A 24,116-nucleotide genomic window follows, 5' to 3' on the forward strand; every position below is an offset into this window, starting at 1 on the left:
TTCGACTCTTACTTTACCAAAGGCGGCTTTTATGCGACTCTTACTATTTTTTCCATGCCCCAAAAACTCAGATTGGGTTCTAGAGTCAAATGTGATGCGATCGCAGGATATAATTCTTGCAAATAGTTTAATAGAATTGTGCGATCGCCTCCTTTAATCGCAACATGAGCCTCAGGATATAATTGCCACCACGCCTCAATAAAATCTTTGATTCCTGCAAGTAGCGTATAAATCACTCCGCTTTGAATGGCTTCTGTTGTATTTACAGCGAAGCGTGGTGGTAGGAATGAAATCAATTGCGTCTCTATTAAAGGTAATTGTCCTGTTTGTTGACCAAGAGTGGCAAATTGCAAACCTAATCCTGGTAAAATTGCACCCCCAACTAGACATTGGTCAGCATCCGCCGCCGTAAAAGTCAGTGCAGTTCCCGCATCAATCACCAGCATAGGAAATCCCCAAGTTTTACCAGCACCCCATAACGCTAAGGCGCGGTCAATTCCTAAAGTTGGGTAGATACCTTTAAGCGGTATTTGGTCTAAAGTAATTACTTTAACATTGGGGTAAGTTTGCCAAATGACTGTTTGGCGGGGAACTACAGAAGCGATGACGAGGGGGAGAGGACGCCGGGACGGGGAGAGGCGGTGACACAGGGATGTAGGGAAAACTTCTAATGGTAAATTATCCAGTGTTTGACATTGTGCTAACTGTTGTATGACTGACTCAGGTAAATAGTCACTGTCCCAGGTACAGTCAAGCTTTGCGTCTATAAACAACGCCCAATGTAGCCGGGAATTGCCAATCTCCAAGGCTAGCCAAATATTTTCTCTGTGTACTTTGTGCCTCTGTGGTTCCACTCTTTTAACTTTCTTAAGCTATCTATAGGCTTTTTAATAAAAATTAACATTCAACACGTGTAACAATAAAGTCAGAGGAAAATATACTCATTTTGTCAAGGAAGGGAGTTATGGTAGCGCTCACCGAAAAAGTTGAAAAACGGCTCACCATACAAACTGTGGAGATTGCTCAAGATACTACAGCAATTCGCTCTTTGGATTGGGATCGCGATCGCTTCGATATTGAATTTGGTCTGCAAAACGGTACAACCTATAACTCATTTCTAATTCGCGGTGAGCAGACTGCCCTAGTTGATACTTCCCACGAAAAGTTTCGCCAGTTGTATTTTGACACGCTCACAGGGTTAATCAATCCTACAGAGATTGATTATTTAATAGTCAGCCACACCGAGCCAGACCACAGCGGCTTAATTAAAGATTTGCTGCAAATGGCTCCGGAAATTACTGTTGTCGCCTCGAAAGTGGCGATTCAATTTTTAGAAGATTTGGTACATCAGCCGTTTAAGCGTCGGATTGTGAAAAATGGCGATCGCTTAGATTTAGGTAACGGTCACGAATTTGAATTCGTCATCGCCCCAAATCTTCACTGGCCTGATACCATCTTCAGCTTTGACCACAAAACCCAAATCCTCTACACCTGCGACGCTTTCGGGATGCACTATTGCACCGAAATTACTTTTGATGACGATTTAAAAGCTATTGAACCAGATTTTAAATATTACTATGAATGCTTAATGGGGCCGAATGCGCGGTCAGTAATGTCTGCCCTTAAGCGTATGGGAGAACTACCACATATTGGTATGATTGCCACTGGTCACGGGCCGCTATTAGCTCACAATGTTGAAGAACTGACCGGACGTTACCGCAGTTGGAGTCAAACACAAACTAAAGCAGAAACAACAGTAGGAATATTTTACGTTTCCGAATACGGTTATAGCGATCGCCTTGCACAAGCAATTGCCAACGGTATTAGCAAAACCGAGGTGGCTGTAGAATGGGTAGACTTGAGTTCGGGAGTTGATTTACAAGAACTGCGGGAATTGGTAGGCCGTTGTGCTGGATTGGTTGTGGGTATGCCTCCAGTTTCTAGTTCTGCTAGTACCCAAGCAGCACTCAGCACTGTTTTAGGATCTGCTAAAGAAAAACAAGCCATCGGCATATTTGAAACTGGTGGTGGCGATGACGAACCAATAGATCCTTTATTAAGTAAATTTCGGAATTTGGGTCTAACAACAGTTTTCCCGGCCATTCGGATTAAACAAACCCCCACAGAAAACACCTACAAGCAGTGTGAAGAAGCGGGAACTGACTTAGGGCAATGGGTAACACGCGATCGCAGCATCAAAGCGATGAAATCTTTGGGTGCTGATTTGGATAAAGCCCTAGGTAGACTTAGCGGCGGACTCTATATCATCACTGCCAAAAAAGGCGATGTCTCCAGTGCGATGTTAGCTTCTTGGGTGGCTCAAGCAAGCTTTAAACCTCTTGGATTCTCGATTGCAGTAGCCAAAGATCGGGCAATTGAATCACTGATGCAAGTAGGCGATCGCTTTGTCCTCAACGTCTTGGAAGAAGGTAACTATCAAACACTGATGAAGCACTTTTTGAAGCGATTCGCCCCTGGTGCCGATCGCTTTGAAGGCGTGAAAACTCAGCCAGCTGAAAACGGCGCACCTATCCTCACCGATGCTTTGGCCTACATTGAGTGCGAAGTCGTCAGCCGGATGGATTGTGGCGATCACTGGGCAGTCTACAGCACCGTCTATGCTGGACGAGTTTCTAAACCAGATGCCTTGACTGCTGTGCATCACCGTAAAGTTGGTAATCACTATTAAGGACTAGGGAACAGGGAACAGGGATTAGGCATTAGGAAAACTCTTGCCCAATGCCCCATGCTCCATACCCCATGCCCCATGCTCAATGCCCAATTCCCCAAATCGCCATGTCAACAACCAAACCCCGCGACGTTCAAATACTCCCCATCGCTACGGATACAACAGTACTGCGATCGCGCAGTTGGTCAAGGTTAAGATTTGAAATTGAATACGCTTTGGCCAAGGGAACTACTGCTAATTCTTATGTGATTCAAGGGGATAAAATCGCCCTGATCGATCCGCCAGGGGAAACTTTTACCCAAATCTACCTGGATGCATTGCAGCAAAGATTTGATGTCAAAGCCATTGATTATATAATTTTGGGTCATGTCAATCCCAACCGCGCCGCTACTTTAAAAGCTTTGCTAGAAGTTGCACCACAAATTACCTTTGTTTCTTCTAATCCTGGGGCGATCAATTTACGTGGGGCACTAGAAAACCCGGATTTATCAATTATCGTGATGCGGGGAGAAGAAACCCTCGATTTAGGTAAGGGTCATAATTTGCAATTTATTCCCACTCCCAATCCCCGCTATGCCGATTTACTCTGCACTTATGACCCACAAACAGAAATTCTCTACTCAGATAAATTTTTTGGGGCACATATTTGTGGCGATCAGGTTTTTGATGAAGGCTGGGAAATAATTAACGAAGACCGACGCTATTATTTTGATTGCTTAATGGCACCCCATGCGCGGCAAGTAGAAACAGCCTTAGATAAACTTGCCGATTTACCCGTAAGATTGTACGCCACTGGACACGGGCCTTTGGTGCGTTATGCCCTCATCGAACTGACCAAAGCTTATCGGGAATGGAGTCAACAGCAGACATCTGCCGACTTAAAAGTAGCGTTGATTTATGCTTCAGCTTATGGAAATACAGCCACTTTAGCCCAAGCGATCGCTCGTGGCATTACTAAAGCTGGTGTCGCTGTAGAATCCATTAATTGTGAATTTACCGATCCAGAAGATATCCGTACTGCTGTAGAAAAATCTAGTGGCTTTGTCATCGGTTCACCTACTCTTGGTGGTCATGCACCTACACCTGTACAAACAGCCTTGGGAATTGTGTTGTCCACCGCTACTAACAATCAACTCGCAGGCGTATTTGGTTCCTTTGGCTGGAGTGGTGAGGCTGTTGATTTAATTGAAGGAAAACTCAAAGACGCTGGCTATCGTTTTGGCTTTGACACCATCCGCGTTAAATTTAAACCCAACGATGTTACCTTGCAACTGTGCGAAGAAGCTGGAACTGACTTTGCCCAAACACTAAAGAAAGCCAAAAAAGTGCGATCGCAAAGTGTTCCGGCTACAACTGTAGAGCAAGCTGTCGGTCGGATTGTCGGTTCCCTATGCGTTGTTACAGCCAAGCAAGGCGAAATATCCAGTGCGATGTTAGCCTCTTGGGTGGCGCAAGCTAGCTTTAGTCCGCCTGGTTTAACCATAGCCGTCGCCAAAGACCGTGCAGTGGAAACTTTGACGCACACAGGAAATAAATTTGTCCTGAATATCCTCAAAGAAGGCAATCACTTAGGTTTGATGAAACACTTTCTCAAGCCCTTTGGCCCAGCCCAAGACCGATTTGCGGATGTCGCCACTCAAGAAGCCGAAAACGGTTCTCCCATTCTCAATGATGCATTGGCATATTTGGAGTGTTCCGTAAAAAATCGCCTGGAATCTGGCGATCATTGGCTGGTTTATGCGACTGTCGAGAATGGCAAAGTGCTAAATCAAGATGGTGTCACAGCCGTACATCATCGCAAGTCGGGGACTCATTATTAAGTATTGAGTTCCAAGCTCAAAGTTTCGAGTTCTGCGCTTGAAGTTCCGATTCAGCCATAGGATTCAGACCTATAGCTGAATAGAACCTTCTGCCCTCTGCCTTCCTCAACCTTGAACTTAGATGTGAGAGTTTTTAGATTAAAAAAGCTCAAGCACCGATGCTTGAGCTTTTACAAATTTAATTAGTTGATGGGTCTGATGTAATTACAAACAGCCCCTAACCTTTTTTATAAAACCTGTAACTTAGTAGCGATTGCGGTTACCACCGCCGTAGCCACCACGGTTACCACCACCAAAGGAACCTCTATCTTCCTTGGGCTTGGCTTTATTGACTTTCAGGTCACGTCCCATCCACTCAGCACCATCAAGAGCTTCAATGGCAGCTGTTTCTTCTGTGTCTGTACCCATTTCCACAAAAGCAAAGCCGCGTACACGGCCTGTTTCACGGTCGGTAGGGATTTGCACACGCTTTACAGAACCATATTCTGCAAAAACAGCGGTCAATGCCTCTTCTGTAACTTGGTAAGAAAGGTTACCTACATAAACTGACATACAATGTCTCCAAAATCATCAGAGTGTAGAGATTTAGATTTCGGAGAGAGTCTGCAAATACTAAAAGGAAAAAGCCCATCAATACTAACAAAAAACACTATCACCGAATTAATTCTCATCTTTCATAATAATACCCTAACTCACTATGGAAGAGGAGAATTTAAAAAAGTTTTAATTAGCTAGTCATAAATAAAGTGAAATCGCTAGAATCATAGATTGTCAAGAAGTAATGGGCAAGGGTGAGTAGGGTCGGGTTTTGTGAAATATTTCAGTTGGCAATGAGATATGTGAGTTCAACCCTCCCATACAAGGGTTAATAGGCAATAAACAAGAGACAAAAGTCATAATTGTGAATTTTGATTTTTGATTTTTGAATTTGCTTGTCCCTCTATCTCCCTTCCCTTGCAAATCTTCGCCTCACCTACCTGAAAGGCTAACTCTCTAATCTCTTCTCTAAATACTGACCAATCATCAACTGTTCACCAGCACGCGAGATAATAGTCTGGCGAGTACGGTATTTGCTACCAATCAGCTTTAACTCTTCTTCAAAGACTGAGCCATTGTATTCTGTTCGCAAACACAGTGTTTTAGGATTGGGAAAATAATATTCGGCGGTAACTGGTTTAGATGTGGCAAAACCGCGATCGCGATACAAAATGTTTCCTAAAGCACCAAATAGGGTGGAACCTTGAGATTCTTTCTTTCCTGTGATTGAATCTGTACTTTCCCAGATCACTTCAGTACCACATACCAAACTTACTGAATCTGGTAAGTCGTGCAACTGAGCCAGCTTTTGTAATTCTTTGCATCCCTGTTCTAAAAACCGGACGGCGATCGCACTCACCATTTCTTTAGTAGTCCCAGATGACAAAGTGTAATAGCGCCGTTCCGATCGCCACTTACCCACGGATTCTAGAAAAAATTCTGCAATCAGGTATTCTTCAGCGGTTTTTGCAACTTTTAGAGGTGATGTCACTGCTTGCCTTCCTCACGCACAATCAATATATAGTTAGGTGTTGAGACCCAATACATTACCTTTGTCCCCAATACCAAATTTCTTTACTATTCTTAATCTAAACTAGATAAGAGAATATTTACTGATAGTTTGGCTACAATCCTAAGCATTCAAATGGCAAGTGGATTCTGTCTGAGGAGAGAAGCTAAAAATGAGAAAACTACTGTTGTCATTCTGATCTTGCTTATACCTTGAGGCAGAGTTTAGAAAAGCTGAAAATACGTATACTAATCTTTACAATTGACTGAAGACAAAAGTATCAGCATCGGCTTCAGCATTACGGTGTTGCGAGCTTTTCTGCTTCAGTTTTAGAAAAACATGACTTTTTATACTCGAACAATTCTGAGAGAAAACTTAGACTTATTAAACAAAGCTATCAAAAACACTCGTTACTAGACGGCTGTTTTAACCCGAAGCCGTTTTATAAGGAGTAAATCAATGATTTTGGACGGACATTAGCCGCACAAACTGCTGAAAATGCCAAATACCATAACTGCATCTCAGATAATTAACTCTCAGTTACATGACATAGGTAATATAGAAAATCGACGGAAGTCCTCCCGTGGCCTTGGATCGCAGTCTACTTTATTGATTGCTTGTTTCCTAAGCATGGGATTAATGACAGCTGGTTGTGGCTCATTAGAGAAAGAATCTGCGGAAGCAGAAACTCAAGGGCCCAGATCGGCTAGACAGGGGGGAAGTGCAACACCTGTAGATGTTGCGATCGCCCGTACTGAGATCCTGGAAAAACCACCAGAGTATACAGGTAATACCACACCATTCCGCACAGTGTCCCTGCGATCGCAAGTAGAAGCCAGGCTGTTAGCGTTGAATCTAGATGTTGGAGATCGAGTTAAACAAGGGCAAAACATTGGACAATTAGATGATGTCTTGCTGTTAACCGACTTAAAGCAAGCAGAAGCCGAATTAGCCTCCCTAAAATCGGAAGTAGCAAGGGCAACAAATCAGGTAAGTAATGCCCGTGCCCAAGTGGAAAGAGCGCGCTTAGAATTGCTGCAAGCGCAAGCAGACTCACAACGCCAGCAGCAGCTAGTCAAACAAGGTGCGATCGCCGAACAAACTGCCCAACAAGCCCGCACTCAAGCGCAAACAGCCGCCCAAGCCCTACGGGCCGCTACTGAACAAGTGCGTACAGAACAGCAAGCCGTCGCTGCTGCTCAAGGTAGAGTAGTTGCCCAACAAGCAGTAGTTGCCCAAGCCAAAGAACGTAGATCTTACACCCGGTTGACATCTCCTATCACTGGTGTCGTCACCGAAAAGGTAACAGAACCAGGCAATTTGCTCCAAGCAGGCGGTGAAGTCTTAAAAATTGCCGACTTCAATCGAGTCAAGGTTGTAGTGCAAGTTTCGGAATTAGAATTGGCACAAATTCAGATTGGGCAATCTGTACAAGTCCGTTTAGATGCCTTTCCTAATAAAGAATTAATTGGTAGAGTGGCGCGCATTTCTCCAGCTGCTGATGCCACAGCTCGCTTGATACCTGTAGAGGTAGTAATTCCCAACAGTGACGGCAAAATTGGTAGCGGACTGCTAGCACGAGTAAATTTTGCAACTCAGACAGCACAGCGAGTAGTGGTGCCGCAAACAGCTCTTCACAAGGAAGCAAGGAACAAAGCGTCTTCCCTAGCTCCCGTAGATAAAAATGAGTCAAATAACCAAAATGGAACTTTATTCGTAGTTACAGACGTAGAAGGTAAAGCAAAGGTAACAGCCCGTTCTGTCACTCTGGGGAAAAGGGCTGATGGCAAAGTCGAAATTTTATCTGGCTTGCAACCAGGAGAGCGCTATGTTGTTCGCAGTGGTAAACCGCTAAAAGATGGGGCTGCTGTAAGCCTTTCAATTCTTTCAGAAAAAACAGATTCAGTCCCTAGGGGCAATTAGAAATTGTGTTTTTAAATTTTGAATTTTGAATTAGAAACGATGCAGCAGGCAAATAATAGTGGATTTAGTGTTAGTGCGATCGCTATTCGCCAACACATTGGTACACTCATGCTCACCCTGGCAGTGATTGTTGTAGGGGTGTTCTTTCTCTCAACTATCCAAGTCGATCTTCTACCAGCAATTACCTATCCCCGAATTGGTGTCCGGCTAGAAGCACCTGGTATTTCCCCAGAAGTAGCAGTAGATGAAATCACCAGACCCCTAGAAGAAGCTTTATCAGCCACTGAAAATGTGGTGCAAGTGTTTTCCCGCACCCGTGAAGGGCAAGTTAGCCTCGATTTATACTTTCAACCAGGGGGCGATATTGACCAAGCCCTCAACGATGCTACTGCTGCTTTTAACCGAGGGCGAGGACAACTGCCTGATACGATAGAAGAACCGCGCTTATTTAAAGTCGATCCCTCCCAATTGCCGATTTATGAATTGGCACTGACATCCTCTTCCCTACAAGGTAAAGATTTACGTGTATTCGCCGATGAAGATTTAGCGCGTGAACTTGGTGTGGTGCCAGGAGTCGCCTCAGTCGATGTTTCAGGCGGTGCTGAAGAAGAAGTACGAGTGCTTGTTGATTTAAACCGATTACAAGCTTTGGGTGTGGGGTTAAATGATGTACTAGATGAATTAACAGCCCGTAACCAAGATACTTCTGGTGGTCGAATTTTAGGGCAGAATTCTGAGCCATTAACTCGGACTGTAGGACGCTTTCGAGATGCTAGAGAAATTGAAAATCTCTCTTTAGAAGTTTCTTCCTCTCCTTCTACTACAACTACCCCTGCGCCTTCCCGCCGTGTTTATCTGCGAGACTTTGCTGAGGTAATTGATGACACAGAAGACCAACGAGTATTTGTCTATCTCAACCGTCAGCCTGCTGTTAAAGTGTCAATTCAAAAGCAGCCTGATGCTAATACAATTACAGTTGTAGAAGCTGTCAAGCAGCGAATTGAACAATTACGGCAATCGGGTACAATTCCTGCCGACATGACATTGAATCCCACTACAGATGAATCTCGCTTCATCCGTAATTCTTTAAATGATGTCATCTTTTCGGCAATTTCTGGGGCATTGTTAGCAGCAGCAGCAGTATTGTTATTTTTGGGATCGTTAAGGCAAACATTAATTATCAGTTTGACAATTCCGCTGTGTACTCTGGCCGCGATCGCATTGATGAAAATCTTTGGCTTGACTTTGAATGTCTTCAGTTTGGCAGGACTGACATTGGGAATTGGTCAAGCAATTGATACATCGGTTGTGATTTTGGAAAACATTTCCGAAAAAACAGGCATGACTCCCAATCAAAGAGAGCGGGGGGAGAGAGAGAAGCAGGGGGAGCAAGGGGAGCAGGATAATTCAAAATACTTTATTGAAAGTGCGATCGCTTCTTCTCAAGAAGTAGAATCTGCTTTAGTTGCGGCTACTGCTGCCAACTTAGTTTCTGTAGCGCCATTTCTGTTAGTTGGTGGTTTTATCGCTCTGCTATTTAATGAACTGATTCTGACAATTAGCTTTGCCGTAGCAGCTTCCCTTGTGGTCGCGATCACAGTAGTGCCAATGCTGACTTCCCGACTTCTGGGAATTCGTTGGTCTAGTCGGATCAGCGAATTTTGGCTGCTGAGACAGTTTAATCATCGGTTTGAAGATGCTACGCGGGGATACGGTAACTTCTTAACTAAGGTTGTACGTTATCGGTTCTTTGTAGTCATTGCTGCTTTGGTAATTTTAGGCGGCAGCAGTTTGTTTATGTTTGGTCAAATTCCCCAAGAAATCTTACCCCGGATTAGTACTGGACAAGCCAACTTAAGAGCGCAGTTTCCTCCCGGTACACCTTTAGCCACTTCTGAGAAAGTCATGCAAATTGTCGATGACATTTTGCTGAAACAACCAGAAACCGAGTATGCTTTCACAACTGTCGGGGGTAATCTGTTTGGCAGTAATACTACAGAGAATCCTTTACGTGCCAGTAGCACAATCAATCTAAAGCCAGGCACAGATGTTGAAGCCTTTGTCAAAAAAGTAACTCAGGAATTTAACAAACTCAACTTAGCAGGAATTCTGTTGCGCCTCAATCCTGGTCAGGTGCGGGGTTTAATCTTGAGTAATTCTCCAGCACAAGGGTCAGAAATTGACGTTGTTCTCCAAGGTGATAATGAAGAAAGCTTAACGCAAGCAGGAGCCGAAGTACTGCAAGCTTTGCAGGAAAAGGCAAAATTAGCCACATTCCGACCAGATGCCGATGCTAGGCAACCGGAAATTCAAATTCGCCCAGACTGGGAAAGAGTTTCGGCTTTGGGGCTGACTGCTCAACAAATTGGTGACACAATTCAGACAGCAATTGAAGGTTCAGTACCTACACAAATTCAACGCGGTAACCGTTTAGTTGATGTGCGGGTGCAACTGAATAAAGAAGCTATTCAGCGTCCCTCTCAGCTAGAACAACTACCACTCTTTACGGAAAACAATCAACTAGTTCGGCTTTCAGATGTTGCTCGCATCGAAGAAGGTCAAGCGCCTGGCGAGGTGCAGCGAATTAATCAGCGCCAAGCTTTTATTGTTGCAGGTAACCTGAGCGAGGGAGCTAGCTTAGGTGAAGCCATAGCAGAAGTCAATCAGGTACTCAAGAGTGTAGATTTACCTGAAGGCGTTTCAATTGTGCCTAGTTCTGCCGAAGCCACTAATCAGCAGCTTCAGAATGCTCTAAAAACTTTGGGGGCGTTAGCGACGTTCTTAATTTTCGTAGTGATGGCGGTGCAATATAATTCGCTGATTGACCCGTTGGTAATTATGTTCACTGTACCGCTGGCTTTAGCTGGAGGAATTTTTGGACTTTACATCACCCAAACGGCAATAGGCGCAACTGTCATCGTCGGTGTGGTGCTACTGGTGGGAATTGTCGTGAACGCAGGAATTCTGATGGTAGAACTGGCAAACCAAATTCGGGATGAAGTTGGTTGTACTCGCCAAATTGCCATCCTGAAAGCTGCTCCTCAGCGTCTACGCCCGATTATGATGACTACAGTCACTACTATTTTGGGACTTTTTCCCTTGGCATTAGGCATTGGCGAAGGTTCGGAGTTTTTGCAACCCTTAGGAATTGTAGTTTTCTTTGGGATGGCGATCGCTACAATGCTGACACTATTTATCATCCCTTGTTTTTATATTCTGCTGCACGATCTTTTGGGATGGCGTTGGGCAAAGCCGATTTTTACGCGACTGCGTTTATGGAAGAAAGACTTTTCCTAAATCCGCAAATCCATAATGAGATTATGTGCCACTATCCCAAACTTCTGTAACCACATCTAATGGCAAATCATGATTAATCAACACAAATTTTTGGAGACGAGCATTAGGGCGATTTAAACGGCGTGATAAGACAGCAACTAGTAACAGCCACCAAGCAACAGGAGAAAAAATCGCTGGATATACCATAGTGAGAAATAACTTTAGCTGTCCTTGCTTCAATGCCACCAAAGACCAATGGAGTCTGACATAATTCTTAGTATTCTCAAGCTTGGGCAGATGCGATCGGTGCTTTTGATCGACTAAAGCGTAAATCTTCTCCTTCATCAAAATATTTGTCTCTAACCGTTTAAGAAGAGAAAACTTTTGATTGTAAGCACCGGGCCAAATTGTGCGGTAAGCAAGGCGTTGATTCAAGAAGATAGCATCGCCATACTGGGCAATGCGAATCCAAGAATCAATGTCATCACAGTTAGCATCAAGCTGGGAATCCCAACCACCAGTTTGCAAGAAAGTCTCACGGTAGCACGCTACTTGTACAGGTGTACCAAAAGGTACAAGCTCTAAGAGCATACCGTAATGAATATCGACTTGGGGAATATAAAAAGCTAACCCTGGCCCAAATTGTGTGGTACGGCTGAGTTCTGCTTCATTACTGTCTACCTGAGCCGCAATACAAGAGCACATAACAGCACTAGGATGAAGTGCGATCGCCTTTGCCATCTCTTCTAGACAATTAGGACCTAGGTAGTCGTCATCATCCAAAAACTTAATCCACTCACCGCTAGCTTTTTCAACTCCTGCATTTACCGTAGCAGCATGACCTTTATTCACCTGGTTGCGATGGTAAACAACGGAGTTACCTAAGCTTTTGATATAAGTTTCAGTTTCATCAGATGAACAGTCATCAGCAACCACGACTTCACAGGGAATCGTTTGGTTAAGAACTGAATTAATTGCGCGTCGCAATAAGTTTAAGCGATTGTAAGTGGTGATGACGACACTAAATTTCATAAGATTGAAACCGATGAAGGCTTACGTTGGAAAAATTCAGCCGATGACATTCCTAAACAGGGTGTAATTTTGCAGTGGACTGGTGAAAACAGAAGGATACTAATGACCAAAGACAAATGGCAAAAATTTAATAAATTCAATCTGGAGAATGGATTATCTACTGAGAACCTCAGTTAAATGTTACCAATTACACCATTTATAACACCGTAATAGACTGCTTTTACGGCAAAGAGAGACTAGAAAACACAAATTCTCAGGTTTATAGTTCACTTTTTATAGAAAATTTTTCACACTTTTATGTAACATTTTTTCTCTTACTATGCCTTCGGATCAGGAAAATCATCAATTTTAAATAACTGGACTGTCAGGCAGGAATAGATTTATGATTGATGATCGTGAGTTTTTTAAAGCAGACAATGAACGCTCAAGAGATCATCCGCTCCATTGAAGCGGAACAACTAAAATCGAATCTCCCCGAAATTTATGTGGGCGACACAGTGAAAGTCGGCGTGAAAATTAAAGAAGGTGATAAATACCGCGTCCAACCCTACGAAGGTGTAGTGATTGCCAAACGCAATGGTGGTATCAACGAAACAATTACAGTCCGTCGCGTATTTCAAGGCGTTGGTGTCGAGCGGGTATTTCTGCTGCATTCACCTCGGATTGACAGCATTAAAGTCTTGCGTCGTGGTAAGGTACGGCGTGCTAAACTGTACTATCTGCGCCAGCGTGTAGGTAAAGCCACCCGGATCAAGCAACGCTTCGATCGCGCTTTGTAATTTGCGATTACAAGTATGGGAGAAGTGTTAAACAAAAAGCGGCATCTGCCGCTGACTTGTCCTCTAAACAAAATTAAGGTAAGATAAGATTCGGAATTGCGTTAGACTAAAAATAAGTTCAGCGCAATCACTGAATCCAAAACAGCTTGTGCGCTCTTAGTTCAGTTGGTAGAACGCAGGTCTCCAAAACCTGATGTCGGGGGTTCAAGTCCTCCAGGGCGCGCTCGAAAGCAAAAAACAAAGCCCGAAATACAACACAGCTGCTAGATTAGCAGTTATTAGTGATGATTTCGGGTATAATTATTTTGCAGGTTTTTTGCTTCCAGATTTAAGTTGGGATTGAGTCAAGCTGTAAACCTGAATCAAAATTAGCAGCATCTAGCTGTCGAGAAAACGGGGAGATAAACGGCTGTGGCCAAAAAAAATGAAGCGGAAATCCCAGAAAACACAAGTGGGTCAACTTTAAATAACTTTTTTCAAGGAACCAAAGAAGAACTTGAAAAAGTTGTTTGGCCCAGTCGCAAACAACTGGTGAGTGAATCAGCAGCTGTTTTGTTAATGGTGACACTCTCTGCATCTTTGATTTATTTGGTTGATGGATTGTTTGGCTGGGCAGCAAAACAGGTGTTCTGATGACTTTTGCAACAGAAGAACCACGCGACTCAACGTTGCAGTCAGAGGAAGCCGCAGAAGCAGCGCTTAAAGAAGCACGGTGGTATGCGGTGCAAGTAGCCTCAGGCTGTGAAAAGCGCGTTAAGACAAACTTGGAGCAGCGCATCCAAACCTTTGATGTGTCTGACAAAATTATCCAAGTAGAAATTCCGCATACGCCAGCGGTGAAGATTCGTAAAGACGGCAGTCGTCAGCATACAGAGGAAAAGGTTTTTCCTGGTTATGTGCTGGTGCGAATGATCCTGAATGACGATACGTGGCAGGTAGTACGCAACACCTCTCATGTAATTAATTTTGTGGGAGCAGAGCAAAAACGTGGTAGCGGTAAAGGTCGCGGTCACGTCAAGCCAGTACCCCTGGGTCCTTCAGAAGTTGAACGTATATTCAAACAGACTAGCGAACAAGAACCAGTAGTCAAAATTGACATGGCTACTGGTGATAAGATAGTCGTGCTTTCTGGTCCGTTTAAAGACTTTGAAGGTGAGGTAATTGAAGTGTCTCCAGAACGGAGTAAGCTCAAAGCCTTGCTGTCGATTTTTGGGCGAGATACACCAGTAGAGTTGGAATTTAATCAGGTAGAGAAACAGAGCTAAATAAAAATGGCAAAGAAAGTAGTAGCGGTCATTAAACTGGCCCTGAATGCTGGAAAAGCCAACCCAGCACCGCCAGTTGGTCCTGCTTTGGGTCAACATGGCGTTAACATCATGATGTTCTGCAAAGAGTACAACGCCAAAACAGCAGACCAAGCTGGAATGGTAATTCCTGTAGAAATTTCGGTGTTTGAAGACCGGAGTTTTACATTTGTACTCAAGACCCCACCCGCATCAGTATTGATTCGCAAGGCGGCGAAAATTGAGCGCGGCTCCAATGAACCCAACAAAAAGAAAGTTGGGAAAATTACTAGAGCGCAATTACAAGAGATAGCTCAAACTAAACTACCCGATCTCAACGCCAATGACATAGAGGCGGCGATGAAAATTGTGGAAGGTACTGCTAAGAATATGGGCGTAACCATAGCAGATTAGTCAAGAGTCATTAGTAAAAGCAAAAATACAAATGACAAATGACAAGTGACAAGGGACAAAAATTTATCGGGGGAGAGGCAAAGCTTCGGAATTACCCCAGGAGATAAAAATGGCAAAAAAAATATCACGCCGCTTGCAGGCATTGCAAGAAAAAGTAGAAGATAGAGATTATACACCTTTAGAGGCGCTAAACCTCCTTAAGGAAACAGCAACAGCCAAATTCCCCGAAGCCGCTGAAGCGCATATCCGGCTGGGAATTGACCCCAAGTATACAGACCAACAATTGCGGACAACGGTAGCACTGCCTAAAGGTACAGGACAAGTGGTACGCGTGGCAGTAATTGCTAGAGGTGAAAAGGTCAACGAAGCAAGTAATGCTGGTGCGGATGTCGTTGGTTCAGAAGAGCTAATTGACGAAATCCAAAAAGGTAGAATGGACTTTGACAAGCTAATCGCTACACCAGATGTGATGCCACAAGTGGCAAAGCTGGGTAAATTGCTTGGTCCTAGGGGTTTGATGCCATCACCCAAAGGTGGGACAGTCACATTTGACATAGCAAGTGCGATCGCAGAATTTAAAGCTGGTAAATTAGAATTCCGAGCTGACCGGACAGGCATTGTCCATGTTATGTTTGGTAAGGCAACCTTCTCGCCAGAAGATTTGTTAGTCAACCTGAAGGCGTTGCAAGAGACAATTGACCGTAATCGTCCTTCAGGAGCCAAAGGTCGTTATTGGCGCACAGTGTATGTGTCTGCCACTATGGGACCCTCAATTAAAGTCGATATCAGCGCCCTACGGGATTTAAAACTGACCGAAGCCGCCTAATCTCAGTTATTAGCCATTTGCCAATAGTCATTTGTAGCAGCAAAAGACAAAATTAAATAGACAAAGCCGGAGACAGCAGGAGCTAATAGCTTAATATCCTGCCGAGGTTAAAGCTCTAAATTGCCTAAAGCACCACCCGTAATGGAGTGATTGCTGTGGCAGCAAGAGTCTTGCTACTAAACCCCGGTCTAAAAAACTGGGGTTTATTGTTTGGGTTGGTCAGAACAAAACGCACAAGTAGGGAAAATCGATGATTTTGCCCTAGGAGGTGAAATAAACATGGGTAGAACGCTAGAAAATAAACAAGAGATAGTATCCGATCTCAAAGAAACTTTGAGTGAGTCAACTCTGGCACTGGTAATTGATTATCAGGGGCTAACAGTTGCTGAAATCAGCGACTTACGGCGGCGGTTACGTCCCAGTGGCACTGTTTGTAAGGTGACAAAGAACACCTTGATGGGAATTGCCATTCAGGATCAAGAACAATGGCAACCACTGTCAGAATTGCTGAAGGGGTCTTCTGCCTTTTTACTAGTTAAAGATGATTTCTCTTCTGCAATTAAGGCATACCAAGATTTCCAAAAAGTCACCAAGAAGACAGAACTTCGCGGCGGCGTCATGGAAGGTCGCCTCCTCAAAGAACCCGATGTCAAAGCTCTAGGAGACTTGCCATCTAAAGAACAACTCATGGGTCAAATTGCTGGAGCTATCAACGCTTTGGCTACCAAGATTGCGGTGGGTATCAACGAAGTTCCTGGTTCACTGGCGCGTGCTTTGCAGGCGGTGGCTGAAGCAGAAAAAGGCGATAGTGCTGAAAGTACTGGCGAATAGACTTCGCAGTTTTTAATCCATAGTCAAAAGTCTTAAATGATGACTATTGACAAATAACTAAATCAAACATCATAGGAGTTATATCAATGTCTGCTACAACCGATAACATTTTGGAACAATTGAAATCTTTGACTTTGCTAGAAGCTGCTGAGTTAGTTAAGCAAATTGAAGAAGCTTTTGGCGTCAGTGCAGCTGCACCTGTTGGTGTTGCGATCGCTGGGCCTGCTGCTGGTCCTGCTACTGCTGAACCAGTAGAAGAGCAAACCGAGTTTGACGTAATTCTCGAGTCCGTTCCCGCTGACAAGAAGATTGCCGTACTGAAAATTGTCCGGGAAATCACTGGTCTGGGTCTCAAAGAAGCGAAGGATCTCGTGGAAGCTGCGCCCAAGCCTGTTAAGGAAGGTATTGCTAAGGATGCTGCTGAAGATGCTAAGAAGCGGATCGAAGAAGCTGGCGGTAAGGTAACTGTGAAGTAATCAAAATTACATTACTATTTTTAAATTAGGAGCCTAAGTCAGGCTCCTTTTTTCTATTGTCAACGTAAAACTGTTTAACTACACTGTTTAGCTGACGATGGACTGACAAAATCATGTAAGTCAGCATCCCAAATACTGATGTAAATAAAATCACAATTTTGACGCACAATCTGACCTTTTACTGAACCCTTGGAAAACTGGAAATTATCAGATTGACGACGTTGTATTTGTTGTAGCCCTTGTTTAATTTCTTCAGTCGCTTGACCGCCTAACATTCCATCTAAAGTACTCTGCATTACTTGAGGATCTACTGATTGGGCAAAAGCTGCTTCAGTTTGGCGTAACGCTCCAGTTTTACGATCAAATAAGTAGCCTAAATCGATTTGGTTGGGCACCAAGTTATAGGTGACAGCACGGGTATTGCGCCAAACACCTTTTAAATCCCTTTTAGAACCAAGAGTAGCTTCCACACTGCTTCTTGATGTACCAGTAGGAAATGCAGGAACGCTTTGTCTGTTGCTACTAGTTGAATGCCGAGGCTGGTTGTTGTTCTGTGGTGTTGAACGTGCTTCTGGCGTCGGAACTACAGGTGGCTGATTTTCTGTTTTTGGCTGTGGTGTTAATGTTGCGATTGGTGCAGGAGTATTAGAAGTTACAGGCTCTTTTTCTGGCAGAGATGTTGTTGCTTCTGGAGGATTAGATTCTGTTTTGGGGTTAAGGGTAGGAATAAGCGCCGGAACTACTTGCACAGGTGATGGTAATGCAGTCAGGGAAGGTTGGGAAGCAATGGGGGTATCGGTAGGTTCGGAATTAGTAGCTGAAGGTTCTGGAGAGGGCGTGGAATTTGTGGCAATCGGTGCTTCAGACGCTGGTTGGCGGGTAATACTAGAAATCACTAGCCCACCAATTAATCCACCTACTACTAAACTGCTGACAATTACAGCAGGCTTTTGCCAATTTCTAGAAGCAATTGTTTGGGGTTGAGAGGAAAGCAATGGCTGGGTGTGCCCAATTGATCTAGCAGCCGTAGCAGGTCTGGTAACTGTTTGGGGAATAACATAACTAGCAGACTCCAAAGCATAGAGCATTTTACTGGCAGTACTGTAGCGATCGCTAGCATGAGGTTTAATTGCTTGGTTGAGTACCTGTGCCAAACTAGCAGACACGCTAGGAGCATAATCTTGCCAAAGAATTTCTCCAGTTTGCTGGTCAGTTTCTAGTTCTTGTGGTTGTTTGCCAGTTAGTAAATAAATTGCTGTTAAGCCTAAACTATAGATGTCAGTGGCATAAACTGGGCGTCCTAAGGCTTGTTCGCTGGGCATATACCCCGGTGTACCAATTACCATTGATTGCGCAGGTAATCCTGGGGAACTCACCACTGAACGGATGGTTTCTTTAACGGCACCAAAATCAATCAGAACTGGCTTATTATCTGGAGAGCGGAGAATAATGTTATCCGGCTTGATATCCCGGTGAATGATACCCTTGCTATGGATATAGTCTAAGACAGGCAAAAGACTTAAGAGAATTTCTCGAACCACAGTTTCACTTTCGTATCCTTTAGCTTGGACAACATCTCTTAAGGTTTGACCGTGAATCCATTCTTGAACTAAGTAAAACTGACCATTTTCGGAAAAATAGGCATAAAGTTCCGGAATTTGGTTGCTACTTTTACCTAAATACTCTAAAGTTGTGGCTTCTCTCTCAAACCGCTGTTGAATCATTTGGTAGGTTTGCGGGTCATTGCTGATCGGTTTGAGTTGCTTGATTACACAGCGACGGCGAGAAGGCATATGAGTATCTTCTGCCAGAAAGGTTTCGCTAAAACCTCCAGCACCGAGTACCTCAATAACTTGATACCGATTGTTCAGAAGGGTTATTGTCATGCTCTGTTAAAAGCGTGGACGCCTAGTGGCTTGTCGTAAGACATCGCTCCTTCCAATGTATACCAGATGGTCTCAGACATACCGTGACAGATATTTACGACATTAAAAAATACAAATAATTAGCTAGACATAAAAATGCTGATTCGGTTTGAGAACAGCAAATAAATCGCTATTTGAGATCGATCAAAATTTAGCGGTCAAAGTCAGCATTCAGGTTGGCAAGAATCGTAATTAACTCAGCTGGATCTACTGGCTTGGGAATATGCTTTTGAAAACCTGCCCTTAATGCTTGATTACAGTCTTCCTTGGTAGCATAAGCTGTGAGTGCGATCGCGGGAATTTGTTTGATTTGAGAAGATTCTAGTACTCTGACTCGGCGAATAAAATTATACCCATCCTCTCCTGGCATTCCAATATCACTGAGCAAGACATCTGGTTGAAACTGTTCTAGGCGCTCTAAAGCTTCTATTGCTGAAGCTGAAGCTAAAGCGATCGCTCCATGCTGCTCTAGGATAAAAACTAAAAACTCCCGTGTATCAAAATCATCATCAACAACTAGTACCTTTACTCCATTGATGTCTGGGGGATTGTTTAACGATTTACCTATCTGATGTGTCACTGGCTGTTGCTTAAGTAATGGGAACTTGACTGTGAAGGTGGCTCCCTGTCCTTCTCCCAAGCTTTCAGCGCGAACATTTCCGCCATGCAGTTCTACTAAATGACGCACAATTGCTAAACCTAGCCCTAACCCTCCATGATTACGGGTAATCGAAGCATCAGCTTGACGGAAATAGTCGAACACATAAGGTAGAAAGTCGGGGCTAATTCCTTTGCCTGTATCACTTACCTGAATTTGCGCCTGTGAGCCTACGGTGGCTAGTCGAATTTCAACTCGCCCTCCTGAGGATGTGAACTTAATTGCGTTAGACAGCAAATTCCACACGATCTGTTGTAAGCGGTTTGGATCACCTGAGATCATCCCGATATTAGATTCAATCACAGGTAAGATTTGAATCGATTTTGCTTCCGCAGCCAGGCGCATAGTCTCAATCGCCGCTTCAATCGGTAAGGCTGGGTTGATGGGAAAGGCATTCAGGCTGATATTACCCCTGAGGATACGAGAGACATCCAGCAAATCTTCAATGAGTTGAGTTTGTAATTTGGCATTGCGCTCAATAGTTTCTAAAGCACGCATAGTAATCTCTGGATTCAACTTACCAGAGCGCAAGACTTGTGACCAGCCCAAAATGGCATTGAGAGGTGAGCGTAATTCGTGGGAGAGCATCGCTAAAAACTCATCTTTGACTCGATTGGCTCGTTGAGATTCTTCGTAAAGATGGGCATTGTTAATTGCTAATGATGCCATCTGAGTCATTTGCACCAGAATAGTTTCGTCCTCTTCAGTAAATTCACCTTCATACTTGTCAGAAAGCTGGATCAGACCAATGTGTTTGCCATTACTGTTAACAAGCGGTGCTGCTAGCCAACCGCGCATTGGTAGAGACTTACTTACTTCTTGAGCAAATCCACTCCAGATTGGATGGGATTCTAGTTCAGCTTGAGTCATTCTTATCGATCCTTGCAGACGACAAATCAAGGAGTAAACAACTGAAGCATCTAGTTTTTGCTCATAGTTGTGCCACTGTGCATACTTGTTGGAGAGAGAAACTGCATGAATCGCCTGTGCCCAGTTTTCATCTACCGTTATAGTAGTAGCTGATTGATGCGCTCCGATTGTTTCACGGGACTGCTCAGTCAGCAATTGCAGCCTTTCTTTGAGCGATAACGTTGAGTTGATGGTGAGGGATATTTCAGCCAGTCTCTGCAATCGATATGTATGCTGCTGTGCTTGGATAAGATGCTGAGTGCGTTCTTCCTCTGCTCGCTTGCGTTCGGTGATATCTCGAAAATAAACGGCAAGTCCATTTGAGGAAGGATAGGCATGGATTTCCAGCCAGATGCTAATAGAATGCGCAAAATCTTCAAATACCAGAGTAGTCTGTTCGTTAATAGCACGATGCAATTCTTGGTAAGCCAGATCTCCAAAAACATGGGGAAATACTTCTTTCCATACCTGCTTCCCTATTAGCTCCTCGCGGGTTTTGTGCAACAGCCTTAGAGCTTGTTCATTTATATAAACGCAGCGCCACTGGTCATTAAAGGAGACAAACGCATCCGTGATACTTTCTAGGATATTGGTGACTTCTATACGTGCAGCTTCTGCTTTGGCTAAACTAGTCTGAGAGCGGTTTCTGGCTATCCTCAGTTCTGTATTCAGCGAATTAATCAAGACTGATACAAATAGGAATACAACTAGCTGGGCGACATTCTCCCAACTGGTGGGTGTGACAGAATGAACTGGAGGTATAAAGAAGTAATCGCTGATTAATACGGCCAAGATTGTAGCTAGTAATCCTGGTTTAAATCCACCATACCAATTACTGACAGCCACAGCAGCAAAAAACAGTACTAGTATGCTTTTGTTGAGAAATGGCTGCAAGATTAAGGTCAGTAGCAGTGCTACTAAGACACTCAATACAGCTACACCGTAATGCAGTATTCGAGGAGTTATGACTCTCAACATTTTCCGTTTTCCCCGTTATGGGACACGCTGTAAATAACTATTAAATTTGCAGATCGTTAAGTATGGACAAGCATTCACAATCTTAGCGATATATAATCAAGGTTTGACTCTATTTAAGTTAATAAGCTTGCCCATAAACATTTTATTTTAACGATATCTGCTAATTTAGATAGTTACTCCGATAGGATGTTACTACCTCAAATTTATCTAAGACACAGATAGTAGACAGAATTGCATAATTTCAATAATTATTGCAATATTTATTTTAGCTAACTAATCTTTAAATAAATCCTGGAATTCTAGCTGATTTTACTATCTAAAACTAACAAAATACCAGCATTCTCTACTTGACATATTTACGTCATAAAATGTCCATAAAATTGACATATTCACCCGTTAATTTATAAATAATTTGTTTAAATTACTTAAGCCTGGCAAAATTGGTTTTTATCTTTTTGATAAATATTATTAATGTATATAGCCTCAATGAGTTGTAAAATTATTCGTTGAGTCAGGAAAAAGGAAAGAAGGATCTACATATTTACTTTGTTTTTTCATAAATCAAATAGGACTGCTATAGTAACTGTAAATAATAGTAAATTTAAAATTATTGCTACTTGGATATTTAAAGATTTAGTGGAAAAAGCTAATGTGCAGCAAAAACAACCAAAACAAGCGTTGTCATACCACATCCTACCAACAGCTTCAACAATGATTGGTGTGTGTGTAACAGTGATTACATTTTTGAGAACAATAAATTTTCACATGAAAACCTATGCCGATGATATATTAGGGTTTGATACGCTTGTATTCATTACTTCTTGTTTCTTATCCTATATATCCATTAGGAATAATAATAGTAGAAAATTTGAATTAATCGCAGATAATCTATTTTTAATAGGTATGTTTATTATGGTTTTTGTTGGTTTGCTAATTTTACATTTAAAATAACCAATTTAATAGTTTAATCATTTATTGTGGCTAATTATGCCCGTTTCTAGTTGATAGTTACTGTCAGATTTGTAGTGAAGGTTATAACTTTTATTAAAGCACTAAAGTGCTGACTACGAACCATAAACTACCTGGCATCACCAACAACCCATCTGCGATTTTCAGCATCCCATAATAAAAGGAAATTTACAGAACTAGGCACAGATTTCCCATTTTTCATTGAGTATTGCAAACGAGCGTTAACGGTTGCTGTTTCTGCATTTGCTTGCACTAAATTAACTTGCTCAACAGATACGCTTTGCACTCTGTTCCCCCACCAATCTATATAAGAAAGATAACCATTAGGGTGAAGCTTGCGATTATTTTGTAAGCTAGGAGATAACTGATTCCAAGCAGTTTGAAACTGACCTTGATTGATATTTGCGTAATAATTTTGTACAGCTTGTTCTGGCGATGGCCGATCAACTGGTGTTGGTGTTGAGGAAGGAACTTGCACAGATGGGGATTGGCTAGCAATTGGTGTAGGAGAAGAATCTGTAGTTCTTATGGGTGTTGCAGTCTCCTGTGGTTCATTGCGGACTGTCGCAGATTCATTAGCTGACTGTGTTGACTGTGCTACTGGTTGAGGTTGTTTGTTGTTGAGGGCAAAACCAATGATGATAGCAGTTCCTATCAAACCACCTGCAACTAAACTGGCAACAAAGACTCCCCTCTGCCCATGACTTGGTGGTGAGTTATGAGGTTGATAAGATGGGCCTGGACTGACTGGAATCGTATTTTGTTGATGAGAGGGGTCTGGACTAACGGGAACTGTATGTTGAGTTGGTGGTAGTGAGGTATTGACTACTGGTGGATGGTTATAGGGTACTGTGGGCGGGAAGGTATTTGCTCCAACCTGCAAGGCTTGTAGCATTTCTCTAGCAGTGGCGAAGCGATCGCGCGGATGATAAGCGATCGCCCGATCTATCACCCCTGCAAATGTCGGACTTACACTCAAGGCGTGTTGATGCCAAATAATTTCTCCAGTCCGCGGATCTGTTTCTAGTTCTGGCGGTTGTTTCCCAGTCAGCAAATAAATTGCTGTCATTCCTAAACTGTATAAATCACTGGAAAAAACTGGTCTACCCATTGCTTGCTCACTGGGCATATATCCAGGCGTACCAATTACAATTGAACTGGTGGGATTCCCTTGGGAATTGAATACCGTTCCCATTGTTTCCCGCACTGCACCAAAATCAATTAGTACAGGTTTGTTATCTCGATAACGCAAGATAATATTATCGGGTTTTAGATCGCGGTGAATGATGCGCTTTGAGTGAATATACTCTAAAATTGGCAACAAATTTACTAAAATTTCCCGGACTGCACTTTCACTTAATAATCCCTGCTGTTGCACTTTTACTGTAAGAGTTTGCCCTTCAACCCACTCTTGAACCACATAAAATTGCCCCTCTGACTGAAAATAAGCATACAATGTCGGAATCTGGTCAGTAGAGCCGCCCAAGTCTTCTAAAATTGTTGCTTCTCTTTGAAACCGTTCTTGTACCAGTTGATAAATCTGGGGGTTGTTGTGAATCGGTTTGAGTTGTTTGATCACACAGCGACGTTTGGAGGGCATTTGGGTATCTTCTGCTAAGAAAGTTTCACCAAATCCGCCGCCCCCCAAAGTCTGAAGAACTTGATAGCGATTGTTCAGCAGTGTTTGCATAAATTGGCGTTAGCCAGTCAAGACAAGGGTTGTTGTGTATACTTTATAGCATTTTGGATTTTCAACTAAAGGAAAAATTTAGTTAAACACTG

The 24,116-nt window shown here is 43.1% G+C and carries 19 protein-coding genes, 1 tRNA gene and 1 other annotated feature; of the genes, 13 read left to right on the plus strand and 7 right to left on the minus strand.

The window, feature by feature from the left end:
- Positions 1–29: 29 nt before the first annotated feature.
- Positions 30–854: a pantothenate kinase gene (locus BV375_RS34465; protein WP_086768975.1), complete on the minus strand. Its 825-nt coding sequence runs from the start codon at positions 852–854 to the stop codon at positions 30–32.
- Positions 855–964: 110 nt separating this feature from the next.
- On the opposite strand from BV375_RS34465, the gene BV375_RS34470 reads away from it, so the two are divergent.
- Together BV375_RS34470 and BV375_RS34475 are read left to right on the plus strand one after the other, a co-directional pair.
- Positions 965–2,689, plus strand: a complete 1,725-nt coding sequence (locus BV375_RS34470; RefSeq protein ID WP_086768977.1) for a diflavin flavoprotein — start codon at positions 965–967, stop codon at positions 2,687–2,689.
- A gap of 107 nt (positions 2,690–2,796) precedes the next feature.
- On the plus strand, positions 2,797–4,509 hold the full coding sequence (locus BV375_RS34475) for a diflavin flavoprotein (RefSeq protein ID WP_086769028.1): 1,713 nt from the start codon (positions 2,797–2,799) through the stop codon (positions 4,507–4,509).
- A gap of 243 nt (positions 4,510–4,752) precedes the next feature.
- Here BV375_RS34475 and BV375_RS34480 read toward each other — a convergent pair whose 3' ends face one another.
- Both BV375_RS34480 and BV375_RS34485 read right to left on the minus strand, forming a co-directional pair.
- Positions 4,753–5,061 carry an RNA-binding protein gene (locus tag BV375_RS34480; RefSeq protein ID WP_086688497.1) on the minus strand — a complete coding sequence of 103 codons (309 nt, stop codon included), beginning with the start codon at positions 5,059–5,061 and terminating at the stop codon, positions 4,753–4,755.
- Between the two features lie 433 nt (positions 5,062–5,494).
- Positions 5,495–6,037: a phycobiliprotein lyase gene (locus BV375_RS34485; protein ID WP_086768979.1), complete on the minus strand. Its 543-nt coding sequence runs from the start codon at positions 6,035–6,037 to the stop codon at positions 5,495–5,497.
- A gap of 516 nt (positions 6,038–6,553) precedes the next feature.
- Here BV375_RS34485 and BV375_RS34490 point away from each other — a divergent pair.
- Together BV375_RS34490 and BV375_RS34495 are read left to right on the plus strand one after the other, a co-directional pair.
- The gene (locus BV375_RS34490; protein WP_086768981.1) at positions 6,554–7,978 is read left to right on the plus strand and encodes an efflux RND transporter periplasmic adaptor subunit; all 1,425 of its coding nucleotides are present in this window, start codon (positions 6,554–6,556) and stop codon (positions 7,976–7,978) included.
- A gap of 39 nt (positions 7,979–8,017) precedes the next feature.
- Positions 8,018–11,275 (plus strand): efflux RND transporter permease subunit, encoded by a 3,258-nt coding sequence (locus BV375_RS34495; RefSeq protein WP_086768983.1) that lies wholly within the window; start codon positions 8,018–8,020, stop codon positions 11,273–11,275.
- Positions 11,276–11,296: 21 nt separating this feature from the next.
- On the opposite strand, the gene BV375_RS34500 is transcribed toward BV375_RS34495, so the two are convergent.
- On the minus strand, positions 11,297–12,286 hold the full coding sequence (locus BV375_RS34500; RefSeq protein WP_086768985.1) for a glycosyltransferase family 2 protein: 990 nt from the start codon (positions 12,284–12,286) through the stop codon (positions 11,297–11,299).
- A gap of 416 nt (positions 12,287–12,702) precedes the next feature.
- On the opposite strand from BV375_RS34500, the gene rplS reads away from it, so the two are divergent.
- From rplS to rplL, 8 genes are all read left to right on the plus strand, one after another.
- On the plus strand, positions 12,703–13,065 hold the full coding sequence (gene rplS / locus BV375_RS34505; protein ID WP_086769030.1) for a 50S ribosomal protein L19: 363 nt from the start codon (positions 12,703–12,705) through the stop codon (positions 13,063–13,065).
- A 150-nt stretch (positions 13,066–13,215) separates the two neighbouring features.
- Positions 13,216–13,288: transfer RNA gene (locus tag BV375_RS34510), tRNA-Trp, on the plus strand.
- A gap of 188 nt (positions 13,289–13,476) precedes the next feature.
- On the plus strand, positions 13,477–13,698 hold the full coding sequence (gene secE, locus BV375_RS34515) for a preprotein translocase subunit SecE (RefSeq protein ID WP_086768987.1): 222 nt from the start codon (positions 13,477–13,479) through the stop codon (positions 13,696–13,698).
- Positions 13,698–14,330 carry a transcription termination/antitermination protein NusG gene (gene nusG / locus BV375_RS34520; RefSeq protein WP_086688505.1) on the plus strand — a complete coding sequence of 211 codons (633 nt, stop codon included), beginning with the start codon at positions 13,698–13,700 and terminating at the stop codon, positions 14,328–14,330. Before secE ends, nusG begins: the two co-directional genes overlap by 1 nt.
- 6 nt (positions 14,331–14,336) lie before the next feature.
- Positions 14,337–14,762, plus strand: a complete 426-nt coding sequence (gene rplK, locus BV375_RS34525; RefSeq protein WP_015128148.1) for a 50S ribosomal protein L11 — start codon at positions 14,337–14,339, stop codon at positions 14,760–14,762.
- Positions 14,763–14,871: 109 nt separating this feature from the next.
- Positions 14,872–15,588, plus strand: coding sequence for a 50S ribosomal protein L1 (gene rplA / locus BV375_RS34530; protein ID WP_086768989.1), 717 nt, complete (start codon positions 14,872–14,874; stop codon positions 15,586–15,588).
- Between the two features lie 48 nt (positions 15,589–15,636).
- Positions 15,637–15,805, plus strand: a sequence feature (ribosomal protein L10 leader region).
- A 62-nt stretch (positions 15,806–15,867) separates the two neighbouring features.
- The gene (rplJ, locus tag BV375_RS34535; protein ID WP_086769032.1) at positions 15,868–16,419 is read left to right on the plus strand and encodes a 50S ribosomal protein L10; all 552 of its coding nucleotides are present in this window, start codon (positions 15,868–15,870) and stop codon (positions 16,417–16,419) included.
- Positions 16,420–16,505: 86 nt separating this feature from the next.
- On the plus strand, positions 16,506–16,895 hold the full coding sequence (gene rplL, locus BV375_RS34540; RefSeq protein ID WP_086768991.1) for a 50S ribosomal protein L7/L12: 390 nt from the start codon (positions 16,506–16,508) through the stop codon (positions 16,893–16,895).
- A gap of 74 nt (positions 16,896–16,969) precedes the next feature.
- On the opposite strand, the gene BV375_RS34545 is transcribed toward rplL, so the two are convergent.
- On the minus strand, positions 16,970–18,781 hold the full coding sequence (locus tag BV375_RS34545) for a serine/threonine-protein kinase (protein WP_086768993.1): 1,812 nt from the start codon (positions 18,779–18,781) through the stop codon (positions 16,970–16,972).
- Positions 18,782–18,971: 190 nt separating this feature from the next.
- Positions 18,972–21,365: an ATP-binding protein gene (locus BV375_RS34550; protein ID WP_208096337.1), complete on the minus strand. Its 2,394-nt coding sequence runs from the start codon at positions 21,363–21,365 to the stop codon at positions 18,972–18,974.
- A 546-nt stretch (positions 21,366–21,911) separates the two neighbouring features.
- On the opposite strand from BV375_RS34550, the gene BV375_RS34555 reads away from it, so the two are divergent.
- On the plus strand, positions 21,912–22,316 hold the full coding sequence (locus BV375_RS34555) for a hypothetical protein (RefSeq protein WP_086768995.1): 405 nt from the start codon (positions 21,912–21,914) through the stop codon (positions 22,314–22,316).
- A 127-nt stretch (positions 22,317–22,443) separates the two neighbouring features.
- Here the strand turns inward: BV375_RS34555 and BV375_RS34560 are convergent, their stop codons facing one another.
- The gene (locus BV375_RS34560; RefSeq protein ID WP_086768997.1) at positions 22,444–24,024 is read right to left on the minus strand and encodes a protein kinase; all 1,581 of its coding nucleotides are present in this window, start codon (positions 24,022–24,024) and stop codon (positions 22,444–22,446) included.
- Positions 24,025–24,116 lie beyond the last annotated feature (92 nt).

This window comes from Nostoc sp. 106C (assembly GCF_002154725.1).
Taxonomy (GTDB): Bacteria; Cyanobacteriota; Cyanobacteriia; order Cyanobacteriales; family Nostocaceae; genus Aulosira.